This is a genomic window from Paraburkholderia sp. CI2 (assembly GCF_014201055.1).
Classification (GTDB): Bacteria; Pseudomonadota; Gammaproteobacteria; order Burkholderiales; family Burkholderiaceae; genus Paraburkholderia; species Paraburkholderia tuberum.
In genome coordinates this window covers 39,389-54,373 of the sequence record NZ_JACHDL010000033.1, presented here as the reverse complement: position 1 = coordinate 54,373, position 14,985 = coordinate 39,389, and the positions used below count along the sequence as shown (strand labels likewise).

General features: G+C 63.3%; 17 protein-coding genes. 11 read left to right on the top strand and 6 right to left on the bottom strand.

Annotated elements, in window-relative coordinates; translation table 11 throughout:
• Positions 1–3: 3 nt before the first annotated feature.
• Together HDG32_RS31940 and HDG32_RS31935 are read left to right on the top strand one after the other, a co-directional pair.
• Complete coding sequence (locus tag HDG32_RS31940) at positions 4–399, top strand: DUF1987 domain-containing protein (protein ID WP_090808074.1); 396 nt, start codon at positions 4–6, stop codon at positions 397–399.
• A gap of 1 nt (position 400) precedes the next feature.
• A complete protein-coding gene (locus tag HDG32_RS31935) occupies positions 401–1,126 on the top strand; it encodes a GGDEF domain-containing protein (RefSeq protein WP_184073471.1) in 726 nt (241 codons plus the stop codon).
• A gap of 83 nt (positions 1,127–1,209) precedes the next feature.
• On the opposite strand, the gene HDG32_RS36825 is transcribed toward HDG32_RS31935, so the two are convergent.
• Positions 1,210–1,455, bottom strand: a complete 246-nt coding sequence (locus HDG32_RS36825; RefSeq protein WP_260336669.1) for a hypothetical protein — start codon at positions 1,453–1,455, stop codon at positions 1,210–1,212.
• Between HDG32_RS36825 and HDG32_RS31930 the strand changes: the two genes are divergently transcribed.
• From HDG32_RS31930 to HDG32_RS31920, 3 genes are all read left to right on the top strand, one after another.
• Entirely contained in the window at positions 1,441–3,258 is a 1,818-nt protein-coding gene (locus tag HDG32_RS31930; protein ID WP_260336668.1) for a bifunctional diguanylate cyclase/phosphodiesterase, read from the top strand. The two genes, HDG32_RS36825 and HDG32_RS31930, sit on opposite strands and share 15 nt — an antisense overlap.
• A 148-nt stretch (positions 3,259–3,406) precedes the next feature.
• A complete protein-coding gene (locus HDG32_RS31925) occupies positions 3,407–3,769 on the top strand; it encodes a hypothetical protein (protein WP_184073467.1) in 363 nt (120 codons plus the stop codon).
• 241 nt (positions 3,770–4,010) lie between these two features.
• Positions 4,011–4,328, top strand: a complete 318-nt coding sequence (locus HDG32_RS31920) for a hypothetical protein (RefSeq protein ID WP_184073465.1) — start codon at positions 4,011–4,013, stop codon at positions 4,326–4,328.
• Here the strand turns inward: HDG32_RS31920 and HDG32_RS31915 are convergent.
• Positions 4,325–5,032 carry a Crp/Fnr family transcriptional regulator gene (locus tag HDG32_RS31915; protein WP_184073463.1) on the bottom strand — a complete coding sequence of 236 codons (708 nt, stop codon included), beginning with the start codon at positions 5,030–5,032 and terminating at the stop codon, positions 4,325–4,327. The two genes, HDG32_RS31920 and HDG32_RS31915, sit on opposite strands and share 4 nt — an antisense overlap.
• A 100-nt stretch (positions 5,033–5,132) precedes the next feature.
• Here HDG32_RS31915 and HDG32_RS31910 point away from each other — a divergent pair, with 100 nt between their 5' ends.
• Positions 5,133–5,660, top strand: a complete 528-nt coding sequence (locus tag HDG32_RS31910; protein WP_090808084.1) for a DUF962 domain-containing protein — start codon at positions 5,133–5,135, stop codon at positions 5,658–5,660.
• A gap of 1 nt (position 5,661) precedes the next feature.
• Here HDG32_RS31910 and rarD read toward each other — a convergent pair whose 3' ends face one another.
• Complete coding sequence (rarD, locus tag HDG32_RS31905) at positions 5,662–6,558, bottom strand: EamA family transporter RarD (RefSeq protein ID WP_184073461.1); 897 nt, start codon at positions 6,556–6,558, stop codon at positions 5,662–5,664.
• Between the two features lie 560 nt (positions 6,559–7,118).
• On the opposite strand from rarD, the gene egtD reads away from it, so the two are divergent.
• Complete coding sequence (gene egtD, locus HDG32_RS31900) at positions 7,119–8,102, top strand: L-histidine N(alpha)-methyltransferase (protein ID WP_184052776.1); 984 nt, start codon at positions 7,119–7,121, stop codon at positions 8,100–8,102.
• A gap of 103 nt (positions 8,103–8,205) precedes the next feature.
• On the opposite strand, the gene HDG32_RS31895 is transcribed toward egtD, so the two are convergent.
• Positions 8,206–8,499, bottom strand: a complete 294-nt coding sequence (locus tag HDG32_RS31895; RefSeq protein ID WP_090808088.1) for an acylphosphatase — start codon at positions 8,497–8,499, stop codon at positions 8,206–8,208.
• Between the two features lie 138 nt (positions 8,500–8,637).
• On the opposite strand from HDG32_RS31895, the gene hpnA reads away from it, so the two are divergent.
• Both hpnA and HDG32_RS31885 read left to right on the top strand, forming a co-directional pair.
• On the top strand, positions 8,638–9,648 hold the full coding sequence (hpnA, locus tag HDG32_RS31890; protein ID WP_184073459.1) for a hopanoid-associated sugar epimerase: 1,011 nt from the start codon (positions 8,638–8,640) through the stop codon (positions 9,646–9,648).
• A gap of 122 nt (positions 9,649–9,770) precedes the next feature.
• Positions 9,771–10,337 (top strand): hypothetical protein, encoded by a 567-nt coding sequence (locus HDG32_RS31885; protein ID WP_184030878.1) that lies wholly within the window; start codon positions 9,771–9,773, stop codon positions 10,335–10,337.
• A 91-nt stretch (positions 10,338–10,428) separates the two neighbouring features.
• Here HDG32_RS31885 and HDG32_RS31880 read toward each other — a convergent pair whose 3' ends face one another.
• Both HDG32_RS31880 and hpnC read right to left on the bottom strand, forming a co-directional pair.
• Positions 10,429–11,601, bottom strand: a complete 1,173-nt coding sequence (locus tag HDG32_RS31880; protein ID WP_184073458.1) for a glycosyltransferase — start codon at positions 11,599–11,601, stop codon at positions 10,429–10,431.
• Positions 11,601–12,467 carry a squalene synthase HpnC gene (gene hpnC / locus HDG32_RS31875; protein WP_184073456.1) on the bottom strand — a complete coding sequence of 289 codons (867 nt, stop codon included), beginning with the start codon at positions 12,465–12,467 and terminating at the stop codon, positions 11,601–11,603. Before hpnC ends, HDG32_RS31880 begins: the two co-directional genes overlap by 1 nt.
• A gap of 376 nt (positions 12,468–12,843) precedes the next feature.
• Between hpnC and ispH the strand changes: the two genes are divergently transcribed.
• The gene (ispH, locus tag HDG32_RS31870) at positions 12,844–13,788 is read left to right on the top strand and encodes a 4-hydroxy-3-methylbut-2-enyl diphosphate reductase (RefSeq protein ID WP_090808097.1); all 945 of its coding nucleotides are present in this window, start codon (positions 12,844–12,846) and stop codon (positions 13,786–13,788) included.
• 10 nt (positions 13,789–13,798) lie between these two features.
• A complete protein-coding gene (hpnH, locus tag HDG32_RS31865) occupies positions 13,799–14,953 on the top strand; it encodes an adenosyl-hopene transferase HpnH (RefSeq protein WP_184030888.1) in 1,155 nt (384 codons plus the stop codon).
• Positions 14,954–14,985: the final 32 nt, after the last annotated feature.

The window sequence follows — 14,985 nt, the reverse complement described above, 5'->3', positions numbered from 1 at the left end:
ACAATGGAAAACCTACACATCCCCGCGACGACGACGTCGCCCGAAGTCGATTTTCGCTTCGACCAGCACGCGTTGTCGATCAGGGGAGAGTCTTACCCCGAAAACGCAGCCGCCTTTTACGCGCCGATCATCGAGCAGATGCGCAAATACCTCGCCGCGAACGCCGGGGCCGAGATCACCATCGACGTCGCGCTGACGTACTTCAATAGCTCGAGTACCAAAATGCTGTTCAGCATCTTCGACGCGCTCGATCAAGCGGCGGAATCGGGAAGCCGGGTGTCGATGAACTGGTATCGCGACGAGGAAGACGAGACCATTGCCGAATTCGGCGAAGAACTGAAAGCCGATTTCCGCGCGATCGAGTTCACCGATCGTCCCATTGCGCAGCAGGGGAAGTAAAGTGCGTTCGACCTCTTCCCTTGACGTGTCCTCGGGTGGCGCACCCGATCTGTTCCAGAACGAGAGCACCGCGCTGGCAAAGGCTCGGGCCATGCATTCGATCATCGATGCGGACCCCGCGGAGTATCGCCAGTCGTTGGGCGAACTGATCGAGCACTTCCAGCGCCTGATGCGCGAGACACGGCGCCTGATCGGCCGCAGCGACCGGGCCGAACGCGAGATGCAGGCGCTGGCCCAGCAGTTGGCGTATCGCGCATCGCACGACGCGTTGACGGGCGTACTGAACCGCAGTGCCGTGATCGAACGGACCACCAAGGTCTTGCGCATCAGCAGCGCGGTGATGATCATCCTCGACATCGACGAATTCAAGCGGATCAACGACGACTACGGCCACCCCACCGGAGACGCGGTCATTTCGGGGGTCGTCGATTGTCTGCGCAGAATCGTCGGGGAACAAGGCTTCATCGGGCGAGTGGGCGGTGAGGAGTTCACCGTCCTGCTGCCCGGTCATGAACCGGCCAGCGGTGCCATTCTTGCCGAGCGCATGCGAGAAGCCATCGGTGACTCGCTGGTCGTTCCACCCGTCGAGCGCCGCATCACGGCCAGCTTTGGCGTCAGCATCAACGAGGTCGGAACCTGTTTCGACACCGCATATGGCCTCGCCGATGCGGCTCTGTACCGCGCCAAGCGAAGCGGGCGCAACCGCGTGGAATTTGCCGATCGATAAGGCGGATAAGCAGACCCATCGCGCGCCGTTACAGGCAGATCCGGAGCGCCCTAAGGCAAGTCATGCAGCCACCTAAACATTCACTATCCGGGCGGGTCGGTGTTCGCCCGCGCCGGGTTGACGGAAAGGGAAGGGCCTTGGGACAGGAAGCAACGCGCAAAGCCGGTACTGTCATAGCCGTGCTTGCCATTCTCGCTGTCATTGCGACGAGTACCTTCCTCGCAATCCGCCAGAGCAGCGAGCAGGACAGTTCGCTTCGGACGATCCAGGCTTCCGGGCGGCTGCGCCATGATCTCGACCAGGTTCAGCAAGTCATGCTCGATGAGCATGCGACGCTCTACACCTCGATCGCAACGGTGCCGCTTTACAACCGCGCCGCTTATAGCTTTCCGATGCTGGAACTGCTCGCGTTGACGCGCGACGCGCGCGAGAGCTGCAGCGAGAATCAGGAATGCATATCGAGGCTGTCGGATCTGGACGACATGATCGGCAGACTTAGCGAGCTGAGCTTTGGTCTTGCGCGCAAGATCGCGGAAAATCCCGGCAGTGTGGCAGTGGGCGACCCCAGACTCGAAGAAATCGACGCCTATTTCTATAGCGTTCTCGAGCGGGTCGTCGACGTACGACTCGCGGCCGACGCCAAGGTCGCTTTAGTCGTCAGCAAATCCTCGTTGGATGGGAAGTGGTTTACGCGCATGCTGTTGAGCTGCGGCGTCGCTTCGGCCTTATTGCTGCTTTCGCTGATTCACGGGAACGGGCGCATTGGAGCGCATCTTCGTCGTTCGCTCACAAGACTCGAGCATCAAGCCAGATACGACGCCCTGACCGATCTGCCGAACCGGGTGCTGCTCGGCGAACATCTTTCAGAGTCGCTCGTCCGCGCGGCAGCGACAGGTCAGAACGTTTCCGTCCTGTTCCTCGATCTCGATCGTTTCAAGGACGTCAACGATTCGCTCGGACACCGCATTGGCGATTTGCTGCTACAGGCCGTGGCGCGAAGGCTTCAGCGTCTGCTGCGCGCGACGGATTTCGTCGCGCGTTACGGGGGCGATGAATTCGTCATCGTCGCGGAACGGGCCGACGCGAAGCAACTCACCGAAATGCTGGACACGCTCATTCACGAGATGAGCGAGCCGTATCGCATCGGCGAGCACGAGCTTTATCTCGAAGCAAGCATCGGCGTCAGTACTTTTCCACAAGACGGCGCCCAGCCGGAACTGCTCACGCGAAATGCCGATGCCGCGTTGTACGTGGCGAAATCGCGCGGGAGAAACGGCTATCAATTCTACGAACCGGAGCTGAGCCGGGCGGCCGCCGAGAAGTTGCGGCTCACGACGCGACTGCGGCGCGCGGCGAAAGCCAATGAGTTGTATCTGGCGTATCAGCCGCAAATCGACATGAAAACCGGATGCATCGTCGGTGCCGAGGCACTTTTGCGGTGGCACGACGACGAACTCGGTGAAGTCTCGCCGGCCGTCTTCATCCCGCTTGCCGAAGAAACCGGTCTGATCCAGAGCATCGGCACGTGGGTATTGCGGCAGGCGTGTCTGCAGGCGAGCGCATGGGTACGCTCGGGGCTTCCGCCCGTGCGCATATCGGTCAATGTTTCGCCACTTCAACTCGAACGGGCGGACCTTCCAGGCGTAGTGCGCTCGGCACTCGACGATGCCCATTGGCCCGCCGAACTGCTGGAGCTCGAAGTCACCGAGGGCACATTGATGCGCAACGCTGAAGAAGCGCAACGGGCTTTTCGCGAACTGCGCGAACTCGGTGTGTCCATCGCTATCGACGACTTCGGCACGGGTTATTCGAGCCTCAGCTATCTGAAACGCTTTAGCGTCGACCGCATCAAGATCGATCGCGCCTTCGTTTGCGAAATCGGCAGAGACAAGGAACTTGAAGCTCTGTCGCTTGCCATCATCGCGATTGCTGAAACGCTGAGCTTCGACGTCGTCGCTGAAGGGGTCGAGCTCGACGTCCAGCGCGAGTTTCTGGTCCGTCACGGATGCACGGTGGCCCAGGGTTTCCTGTTTAGCCCAGCGGTCTCGCCGGAGGCTTTAGCGCAATTGCTCGGCAAGACCGCGGTCGCGTCTTCATTGAGCGTGGCGTCTTTCCGGGGATTCGCTTTGTGAGTCGCAACATGTATCCGCGTTGACGCACTACTTACGTTTTGTCACCAGCGCGGCGTCAACTCCTGTATTCCGCCCTACGTTAAACCGGCAGCGCTGAAATGATTCAGCCGCGACAAACGAATCCATCGATTCAACCTGGAGTCACATCATGAAGACGCTGTTCGCCGCTGTTGCTTCCGCACTGCTCGTGTCGACCGCCTTTGCTCAAACGGCCGCACCGTCTGCCGCACAACCCGCGCAAACCACGCAGTTGCCAGCCACCGGCCAGGCGAATCTGAAGGCAGGCACCGCGGTACAAGCCGGCGCGACCGCAACGAAAGCGCCTGCCGAAGCCGCTACGCAAAAGCACGTGAAAAAGACTTCCGCCCATACGAAGAAGGCCCACAAGTCCACGGCCAAAAATGCCGTCGAAACGAGCGCAGCGAAGACTAAAACGGAGAGTGCGAAAGAGGCCAGCACTGCCCCGGCGAAAGCCGACGGCGCACAAGCCGACACGACCAAAACGCAATAACACGTGATCGGTTTCGGCGCTGACCGGCCATGCAGGTGCTGTTCAAATAGAAGTTGATCGAAGCCGGACTGTGCCGTTCAGGGAGGGCGAGTCTTATGACTCGCCTTTTTTTATGCCGCGTGTCATTCCCCGTCGTATCTTTTTGCCGACAAACGCGCGAATTTTTGCACCGTCTTTACTCGCGGACGACTACTCTCGAATTGTTCCAATTCACCATCGCGTCGCACGAACGCCGCATCACATGGCTCTTACCCAATCGCTCGACAAGCTCTCGCCGCAACCTGCCAGCAAGCAGGTTCAACACAGCAACGTCATTCCGTTTCCGTCGGCGCGCGCGGCTCTACTCGTGACGCTGCCGCACGCTCACTTGCGCGCACTGCTTCATTCGCCGCTCGGCGTCTACGTAATCAACACGGAAACCGTGCGCGAAGAAGACCGCGTGCAACTCGACATCGCGTGCGAAGATCTCCACTTCACGTTGCACATGCTGCTCACCACGTTGCCCGCCGCGACGATCGGTCCATTGAAACGTCGCGTCAGCCGCCCGAGCGCGCGTTAAATGCGCTCGACGAAAGCCTGTTTACGCAGCTTGTCGGCATCGACGATTTCGATCTCCGCATAGCGCAGCTTCAACGCGCCCTGCGTCTCGAAGTGCTTGAGCACCTGATTGATCGTCTGCCGCGACAACGCGAGCATCATCGCCAGGTCTTCCTGCGGGACCTTCAGCGCGTTGCGCAATGCGCCGGGTTCGCCATAGCCGCCCGCCATCAGCAACAGGCGCCGCGCGACACGCGGTGCGGCCGGCAATAGCGCGGCTTCCTCGATCGCCTCGAACGCCAGACGCAACTTGTGCGCGAGCAGCAGACCGAACGCATGCCAGTAAGCCGGCGTGCGCTCGAGCAACGCGGCGAGCGCCGCGCGCGGCACATGAAACAGCGCGGTATCGCGTTCGGCATAGGCGTCGTGGGTGCGCGATCGATCGTCGAACAGCGCGATCTCGCCAAACCAGTTCACCGGCTCGATCACCGCGAGCAACGCTTCCTTGCCGGTCGAACTCGCCGCGCCGATTCTGACGAGGCCGTCGAGCACACAGTACAGGCCGTCGTCGGCAGCGCCGCGCGTGAAAAGCCGCTGACCTGCCGCGAGAGATTCGACGCGCCCCGCGTCGAGCAATTGCACCCGCAGCCCGGCTGGCGCGGCGCGAAACCACCCGCTGCGTTCGAGCAGCCCGGCAAGCTCCTTCGATGAAGAACGCGCTGTCATGGTCGGTATCCGTGGACGGTCGTTGCTGATTGTCGGCTACCCGATGGTTTGAAAATCCGCTGCCCGCGATTATGCTGACTTTGACACAGGAGCGGCACTGATGAGAACGCTGACGCAGCAACTGACGCAATACGCGGCCTACCATCGCGACCGGCGCAATATCGCCACGCACTTCGTCGGCATTCCGATGATCGTGCTCGCGCTCGCGGTGTTGCTGAGCCGCCCGTCGTTTGGCGCCGGGATGTTCCCGGTCACGTTGTCGCCGGCGTGGCTGCTGTTCGTGGCGGCGACCGTCTACTATCTCGCGCTCGACGTGCCGCTCGGCGTGCTGATGGCCTGCGTCTCGGCGCTCTGTGTCGGGTTCGGCGAGTGGATCGCCGCGCAAACGACGCTCGTGTGGCTCGCGACCGGCATTGGGCTGTTCGTGGTCGGCTGGGTGTTCCAGTTCGTCGGCCACGTGGCCTACGAACATCGCAAGCCGGCATTCGTCGACGACGTGATCGGCCTGTTGATCGGCCCGCTATTCGTGCTCGCCGAAGCGCTGTTCGGTGTCGGCTGGCGCCCCGAGCTGCGCGATGCGATCGAGGCTGAGGTAGGCCCGACGCGCATCGCTGAGCGAGCGCCGTAGTTCAGTTCGACGCGAACCGAACGAAGCGCACGCTGTGCAGCGCGGTTAGCGCGACGGCAATCCAGATCGGCACATAGGTCGCGAGTTGCGCGACGCTCAGCGTTTCGCGCAGCAGCGTGATCGACACGAACACGAGCAGCACCGGCTCGACGTAGCCGAGGATGCCGAACAACGCGACCGGCAACAGTCGGCTCGCCTTCAGATACGAAGCGAGCGCGAGCGTGCTCAACGCACCGAGGCCCGGCAATAGCAGACACCACATTTCGGCGCGGCCGGCGATCGCCTGCAGCGAGCCGCCGCTGAGAATGCACACGGCGGCCACCGGCAGCAGTAACGCCATTTCGACGGTGAACATCGCGAGCGAATCCTGATTGATCTGACGACGCACCACGAAATAAGGCGGATAACCGAGCGCGACGACGAGCGTCGGCCACGAGAACGCACCCGTCACCCACAGTTCGTGAGCAACGCCAACCGCCGCGCACGCGACCGCGAGCCACTGCAACGCGTCGAGCCGCTCGCGATAGTGGAAGCGCCCGACCAGCACCATCGCGAGCGGCAGCAGGAAATAGCCGAGCGATACTTCGAGCATGCGCCCATGCAGCGGCGCCCACAGAAACAGCCACAGCTGTACGCCGAGCAGGCCCGCAGCCACGGCCATCGCGGCACCGAGCTTCGGCCGCGTCATCATTTGGACAACGAGCGCGCGCAGAATCGGCAGGCGCTTGCGCAGCGCGACGAGCAGGAGCGCGCCAGGCACGGTCCACACGATGCGCCACGCGAAGATGTCGAGGCCCGACAGCGGTTTAAGCAGCGTCGCGTAAGCGGACAATAATGCGAACATCGCCGACGCGCCGACCGACAATGCGATCCCGCGCCTGAAGTCGTTGTGATTCATTGCGCGGTCGGGGATCGGTGTGACGCGTGGGCTTGCGGCGCGCGACGCAGGCTCGCGGCGTTCGTTGTCGTCATGAATATGATGTCTCGTGAGCAGGCGGCCACGCAGGCAAAGCGGCAGACGCTGCGTTGTTGTTCTGAAGCGGCGGTGCAAAACCGTAGGAAAACGGGCATTCTAGACGGGTTATTCGCCAACGGGCTTGCGCTTTTTCGTCAGTCGGCCGCAATTAGTCGTGCGCGTCGCGCGTCGATGCACTAGAACATAACTCTGTGCGCCGCGGCCGGCGAAGCCATTTCCGGCTCGTCCTCGCCGCGCGCGAATCTTGCTACCCAAGTATTGCACGCTGTGGCCGCACCACTCGCGACAACGACGTCCACAGCGGCACGCAACGTGCAGCACCCACGAGCCGGATCGGCGAATGCAGCCTCGAGCGCAGTCTGTCAGGCCGCCACGAATCACCGCCCGCGCATCTCGCCCACGGCATGCCTCAACTGCGTTTCATCGCGCATGCCACCGCCCGGCAGCAATCCCGCTCATCGAATGTGACTACTGGAGCCAGCATGACCCAGCCAGCCCTATCGCTCAGCAACTCGCCTTCCGAACTGCGTCGCGCCTTCGCCGCCGACGTGTACGCCGGCCTCACCCATACGCCGCAAAAAGAGCTGCCGTCGAAGTATCTGTACGACGAGGTCGGTTCCGCACTTTTTGAAGTGATTACCGTATTACCGGAATATGGCGTCACGCGCGCCGAAGAACGTCTGCTCGCGAAGCACGCGGCCGACATCGTCGAGCATTTGCCGCATGACGTCACGGTCGCCGAACTCGGCAGCGGCAGCGGCCGTAAAACGCGGCGCATTCTCGAGGCGCTGTGTAAAAAACGCCCTACTTCCTACTGCCCGATTGAAATTTCGCGCAGTGCGTTGCAGTTGTGCCGGCGCGAACTCGGTGACATCGAGCGGATTTCGATCGTCGGTTATGAGCGCGACTATCTGGCCGGTCTCGCCGAAGTGAGCCGGCAGCGCGCGCCCGGCGACCGCTTGCTCGTGCTGTTCCTCGGCAGCACGATCGGCAACTTCGGCAGGCTCGCGGCGACGCGTTTTCTGCGCGAGATCCGCAACATGCTCGCGCCCGGCGACGCGTTGCTGCTCGGCACCGATCTGATCAAACCGACGCCGGTGCTGGTCGCAGCCTACGACGACGCGATCGGCGTGACCGCGTCGTTCAATCTGAACCTGCTCGCGCGCGTCAACCGCGAACTCGACGGCGACTTTCCGCTCGATGAGTTCGAGCACGTCGCGCGCTTCAATCCGGACGCGCGCAGCATCGAGATGCATCTGCGCGCGAAGCGCGATATCACCGCTCACGTGCGCGCCGCAAAGCTGACGGTGTCGCTGAAGGAAGGCGAGACGATCTGGACCGAAAGCAGCCACAAGTATCGCGCGGAAGAATTGCCCGCGATCGCCGATGGCGCCGGCTTCGTGTGCAGCCATCAATGGATCGAGGACGAGTGGGGATTCGCGGAGAGTTTGTTGGTGGCCCGGTAAGCGCTGACCACGCGGCAAATAACGGCCGATAAAGTCATAAACGAAAAAGCGGCGCGCCCTCCTCTGGTCGGCGCGCCGCTTTTTTAACTCGCGCAGCTCGAGCTCAATGCTGCTCGAAGCGCTCGTAACGCCTGTCCGTCACGCGCTCCTCGCCGCTCACTTCGGTCACGCGCGCCGCCGGCGGTCCGTGACGCAGCCACGACAACATCCGGTCGATCTGATTGGCCGGTCCCTGCAACATCGCCTCGACCGAACCGTCGTCGAGATTCGCGACCCATCCCTTGATGCCGAGCGCGTGCGCCTGGCGCACCGTCGCAAGGCGAAAGCCAACGCCCTGCACGGTGCCGCGCACCCGCGCGTAATACGTTTCGATCCGCTCATCCAGATCCGGGGCCATGCCGCTACCTCCTTTTAATGCCTGACAGTCTTTCAAGCCGGCATTCTAGTCGCGTCGCGGCGAGCGCGCTCGGCAACGCCCATCCTTTGCGCGCGCCACGTACAATCCGTCGACCGTCACGCAGGAAATGGAAACAGAATGACCGAACAGCATCGCGATCTCGTGCTCGTGACCGGCGCGTCCGGCTTCGTCGGCTCGTCGGTGGCGCGCATCGCGCAGAGCAAGGGCTTTCGCGTACGCGTGCTGGTGCGCGCGACGAGTCCGCGCAAGAACGTCGAATCGCTCGACGCGGAAATCGTCGTCGGCGACATGCGCGACGAAGCATCCATGCGCAACGCGCTGCGCGGCGTGCGCTATCTGCTACATGTGGCCGCCGATTATCGACTGTGGGCGCCGGACCCCGGCGAAATCGAGCGCGCGAATCTCGAAGGCACCGAGGCGACGATGCGCGCGGCGTTGAAGGAAGGTGTGGAACGCATCGTATATACGAGCAGCGTCGCCACGCTGAAGGTGACGAGCTCCGGCCAGTCCGCCGACGAAACCTCGCCGCTTCGCGCCGACCAGGCGATCGGCGTCTACAAGCGCAGCAAGGTGCTCGCCGAGCGCGCGGTCGAGCGCATGGTCGCCGAGGACGGTCTGCCCGCGGTGATCGTCAATCCATCGACGCCGATCGGCCCGCGCGACGTGAAACCGACGCCCACGGGGCGCATCATTCTGGAGGCGGCGCTCGGCAAGATTCCCGCATTCGTCGATACGGGGCTGAACCTCGTGCACGTCGACGACGTCGCCGCCGGTCATTTCCTTGCGCTCGAACGCGGCAAGATCGGCGAGCGCTATATTCTGGGCGGCGAAAATCTGCCGTTGCAGCAGATGCTCGCCGATATCGCGGCGTTGACCGACCGCAAGGCACCGACACTGAGCCTGCCGCGCTGGCCGTTGTATCCGCTCGCGATGGGCGCGGAAGCGGTCGCCAAGTTCACGAAGCGCGAACCTTTCGTCACCGTCGACGGGCTGAAGATGTCGAAGAACAAGATGTATTTCACGTCGGCGAAGGCGGAACGCGAGCTGGGGTATCGGGCGCGGCCTTATCGCGAGGGGCTCGCCGATGCGCTCGAATGGTTCCGGCAGGCGGGGTATCTGAAGCGGTGATCAAGGGATAAGTGAAGGGCTGAACAGCGGCCGTCAGCATTTTGTTACAAGTCCCGCGCCGGCGACGGGTCCAAGCCCGCGCGCAGCAGGTAAAATCGCGGGTCCTACCTGAGAAACCTCGCATGAATCTTCACGAACAGCTCGGCGCGCTGGAAATGGGCGTCGATCAGCTCATTCAGGCTGTCGTGGCCACGCAGGCCGAGAACACTCCCGAGACAAGCGCTGACGCTGCGGCATCGCCCGCGGCGGTGGAGCATGCCGCGCACGAAGCAGCGGCGCAAGCGGCAGCGGAACAGCCCGCGAGCACCGAAGCAAACGCAGAAACGCACGCCGAAGCGATCGATACGCCGGCCGCCCCGCAATTCCAGCCGACGCTCGAAATCAACCGCCCCGCGCGCGACGAAATCACGATGACGATCGGCGACCAGACCGTCGCGCTACGCCCGGACCAGATCAGCCGGCTGATCGAGGAACTGTCGAACGCACGGGCGTCGATGACGCCGGAGCAGCCGCAAGGCATCCCGCCGGGCTGGCAATTCGTCTCGACGAAGAATCCGATGATGGCCGTGCAGAAGCAGTCGAACGGCGACCGCTTGCTGGTGATGCGCCACACCGGCCACGGCTGGGTGCCGTTCACATTCTCGCCGGACATCGTGATCCAGATGTACATGATGCTGACGAACGCGTGATGAAACGCGCGTACATAACAAAAGCGGCCTGGAGCCGCTTTTTTTACGTCTGCCTTCTGCAACCGACGAGCGCATCGGCCATCGACAGACTTCAGCGCTCCTGCACCGGCGCCTGCACGCGCGCCTTCCACTGCCCACCCTTGCCACGCCAGTAGCGCACCGCCGATGCGAACGTTGCGCCGACATAGAACAGCGCCACGAGCGGCAGAAACGGCGCCCACAGCGGCGAGCGCCGGTAGTAGACGAGCATCGGCGCATAGGCGCAGCACATTGCCGCCCACGCGATCCAGGCCGGCCAGCCGAGCGGCCCGAGGATCAACGCCGCGACCGGCGGCAACAGATAGATGATCGCCATGCCGACGAGCGTGCCCGCGAGCAGCAGCGGCGAGTAGCGCAGCTGCGTGAACGCGGTGCGCGCGATCATGTTCCAGATGTCGCGCCAGCTATCGTAGGGACGCAGCGACACGCTCTTCGCCGCCACATCAAGCCGGATCGGATGACGGCCGGTGCCACGATGCTTGATGCGCGCGGCAAGACTGCAATCGTCGATCAGCTCGGCGCGGATCGACTCGATGCCGCCCGCTTCCTCGAGCGCCGCGCGGCGCACCAGCATGCAGCCGCCCGCCGCGGCCGCGGTGCGGTTGCGTGGATTGTTGACCCACGCGAACGGATACAGCTTCGCGAAGAAGAACACGAAGGCCGGAATCAGCGCCTTTTCCCAGAACGAATCGCAGCGCAGCCGGACCATCAGCGAGACGAGGTCGCGCTTTTCGGCATCCGCGCGCGCGACGAGCTGCGTCAACGCCTCGGCGGGGTGGCCGATGTCGGCATCGGTCAGCAACAGGAATTCGGCCGGCAGATCGAGCGTGCGCACCGCTTCGATGCCCTGCGACTGCGCCCACACCTTGCCGGACCAGCCTGGGGGCAACGGCTTCGCGCTCAGCACGGTGAGGCGCTCCGGACATTGCAGCCGCAGCGCTGCGGCACGCGCGGCGTCGGCGGTGCCGTCGGTGCTGTGATCGTCGACGACGATCACGTGGAACGCGCCTGCATAGTCCTGCTCGAGCAGCGACGTGACCGCCTCGGCGATTACGTCGACTTCATTGCGCGCCGGTACGACGGCCGCGACGGCCGGCCATGCGTCGCGCGCCGTGATGGCCAGCGGCGCGGCGGGGCGCGCGCGCCAGAAGCCGCCACGCGCGAACAGCAGCACGCACCAGATCAGCAGGGAAACACACGAAAGAACGAACAGGACCGCCGCCATTAAGCATTACCCTCGATTGAGCGCGCCGCCATGCCGACGCGTCTGGATAGTCGCATTTTCAGGGTGCGCCCCGCCACCACGCACCAGTCGAACAGATTGAGGACTGGGCGCGCGCGGAACACATCGTGATCCGCGCGCTCGATGCGCTCGAGAAACCGAAAGCCTGCATGCACCGCGGCGCACAGCTCGATGCCGAGCCGCCCCGGCATGCGCAGCGCGAGCGGTGCGCCGCGGACCAGCGTGGCGCGCACGAACGCGATTTCATACGCCATCAGCGCGCGCCACGCATCGTCGACGACACCATCGGCAATCTGCGCCTCGGTCACGCCGAAGCGGCGCAAATCGGCTTGCGGCAGGTACACGTGCTGTCGTTGCCAGTCGGCGGTGACGTCGAGCCAGAAGCTGATCAGCTGCGACGCCGTGCAGATCGCGTCGGCGTCGGCAAGATTGTGCGGCGTCGCCGCCCCAACCAGATGCAGCAGCAGATGCCCGACCGGATGCGCCGAGCGGCGGCAATAGTCGACGAGCGCGGCGCGATCCGCATAGCGATTCGTATCGATGTCCTGCGCGCAGCCGTCGAGCAGATCGTAGAACGGTTCGAGCGGCAGCTCGTATTGCGCGATCACGCCAGCGAGCTTGCCGAACAACAGCGCATGCACGGGCGCGGCGCGCCGTTGCGCGATCGCGTCGAGGCCGGCGCGGAAATCGGCCAGCCGGGCATGCCGCTCGGCGGCGCTCCACTGGCCTTCGGCGGAGATATCGGCCGCAGTGCGCACGACCTGATAGATAATACCGACAGGCGCGCGTAGGGCCTTAGGCAGCAACACGCTCGCGATCGGAAAGTTTTCGTGCTGATCGACGTCCATCCAGCGAGCCTCGAAACCATTCTGTAATACAGCGCGATGTCCGCGCGGCAAGGATCGGTAGTTTAAGGGTTCCGCCGTGACGGTGCAGTGTGCGGTCATGGTCGGGCGCGTTACGAGGCAATCCCGCGCTGACTCCTTACATCGTTGTAACGCTCGCCGCCCCGGTCGTCCGCACGGCCCGGCGGCTGCGGCAAGCGGCCAACACACGGGCCACAGCAAAAAGCAAAGTGGCCCCGATAGCGTTAGAATGCGCGTTTGGTTTTGCTGTACCGGCCGGTCGCCGGGGCTCAAGACGTCAACTAATCAAGATGAGCGCGGCGATAAAGTCAGTTTCACGACTTCTTCGAAACCCGCGTTAGTCGGAGTTCGCCAACTTATGCGAGTCATCCTTGCTCAGCCCCGCGGCTTTTGTGCGGGCGTTGTCCGCGCAATCGAAATCGTCGATCGTGCGTTACAGCAACACGGCGCGCCCGTGTATGTCCGCCACGAGATTGTCCATAACCGTCACGTGGTCGACAATCTGCGCCAGAAGGGCGCGCGTTTCGTCGAGGAACTCGATGAAGTGCCGCAAGGTGCCGTCGCGATATTCAGCGCGCATGGTGTTGCGCAGACCGTCGAACGTGATGCCGAAGCGCGCGGCCTCGACGTGCTCGACGCAACCTGCCCGCTCGTGACCAAGGTGCACGTACAGGGTCGTCAGTACGTGGCCGCCGGCCGCACGCTGATCCTGATCGGCCACGCCGGCCATCCCGAAGTGGAAGGCACGATCGGCCAGATCCCCGGCACGGTGCTGCTCGTGCAGAGCGAGGCAGAAGTCGCGAAACTCGAGTTGCCGGTCGATGCGCCGCTCGCCTACGTGACGCAAACCACGTTGTCGGTCGACGACACGCGCGGCATCATCGACGCGCTGCTGCGCCGCTTTACCGACATGGTCGGTCCCGACACGCGCGACATCTGCTATGCAACGCAGAACCGCCAGGCGGCGGTGCGCGAATTGAGCAAAGAGGTCGATGTACTGCTGGTGGTCGGCGCGACCAACAGCTCGAACTCGAACCGGCTGCGCGAAATCGGCAGCGAGAGCGGCGTGGCGAGCTACCTAGTCGCCGACGGCTCCGAAGTGAAGCCGGAATGGTTCGCCAACGTGCACACGGTCGGCATCACGGCCGGCGCGTCGGCGCCCGAAGAAATGGTCGAAAACGTAATCGATGCGCTACGCGCATTGGGGCCCGTCGATGTCACGACGATGGCGGGCCGTGAAGAAAAAGTCGAATTCAAGTTGCCATCGAAACTGATGCAACCACTCGCTGCACGCGAAGTTTAAGGAGGACGCCTTGTCTATTCCGCTGCTACAGAAAGTCCGCGTCGGCGCATACATCATGCGCCAGCATCTCTCCGGCAACAAACGCTATCCGCTCGCCCTGATGCTGGAGCCGCTGTTTCGCTGCAATCTCGCCTGCAATGGCTGCGGCAAGATCGACTATCCGGATCCGATTCTGAACCAGCGTCTGTCGCTGGAAGAATGCCTGCAGGCCGTCGACGAATGCGGTGCGCCGGTCGTGTCGATCGCGGGTGGCGAGCCGCTGCTGCACAAGGAAATGCCGCAGATCGTCAAGGGCATCATGGCGCGCAAGAAGTTCGTGTACCTGTGCACGAACGCGCTGCTGATGGAAAAGAAGATGGACGACTACGAGCCGAATCCGTACTTCGTGTGGTCGGTTCACCTTGACGGCGACAAGGAAGCGCACGATCACTCGGTGTCGCAGGAAGGCGTGTACGAGAAGGCCGTGGCCGCGATCCGCGAAGCGAAGCGCCGCGGCTTCCGCGTCAACATCAACTGCACGCTGTTCAACGACGCGCAGCCGGAACGCGTGGCGAAGTTCTTCGACACGTTGGGCCCGATGGGCGTCGACGGCATCACGGTATCGCCGGGTTATGCGTATGAGCGCGCGCCGGATCAGCAGCACTTCCTGAACCGCGACAAGACCAAGCAGCTGTTCCGCGAAATCTTCAAGCGCGGCAACAACGGCAAGAACTGGTCGTTCAGCCAGTCGGCGATGTTCCTCGACTTCCTCGCGGGCAACCGGACCTACGAATGCACGCCGTGGGGCAACCCGGCGCGTACCGTGTTCGGCTGGCAAAAACCGTGCTATCTGGTCGGCGAAGGCTACGTGAAGACCTTCAAGGAACTGATGGAAACCACGGACTGGGACAAGTACGGCACCGGCAACTACGAGAAGTGCGCGGACTGCATGGTCCACTGCGGTTTCGAAGCGACGGCCGTGATGGACACGGTTGCGCATCCGCTGAAGGCGCTGAAGGTCAGCATGCGCGGCCCGAAAACCACGGGCGCGTTCGCGCAGGACATTCCGCTCGACAAGCAGCGTCCCGCCGAGTACGTGTTCTCGCGTCACGTCGAGATCAAGCTCGAAGAAATCACGCGCGCCGGCAAGGGCAAGAAGGTGGAGACCGCGACGGCCGCGCACTGAGGCGTTCGACAGGAGAGCGGCCGCGCGCCGCC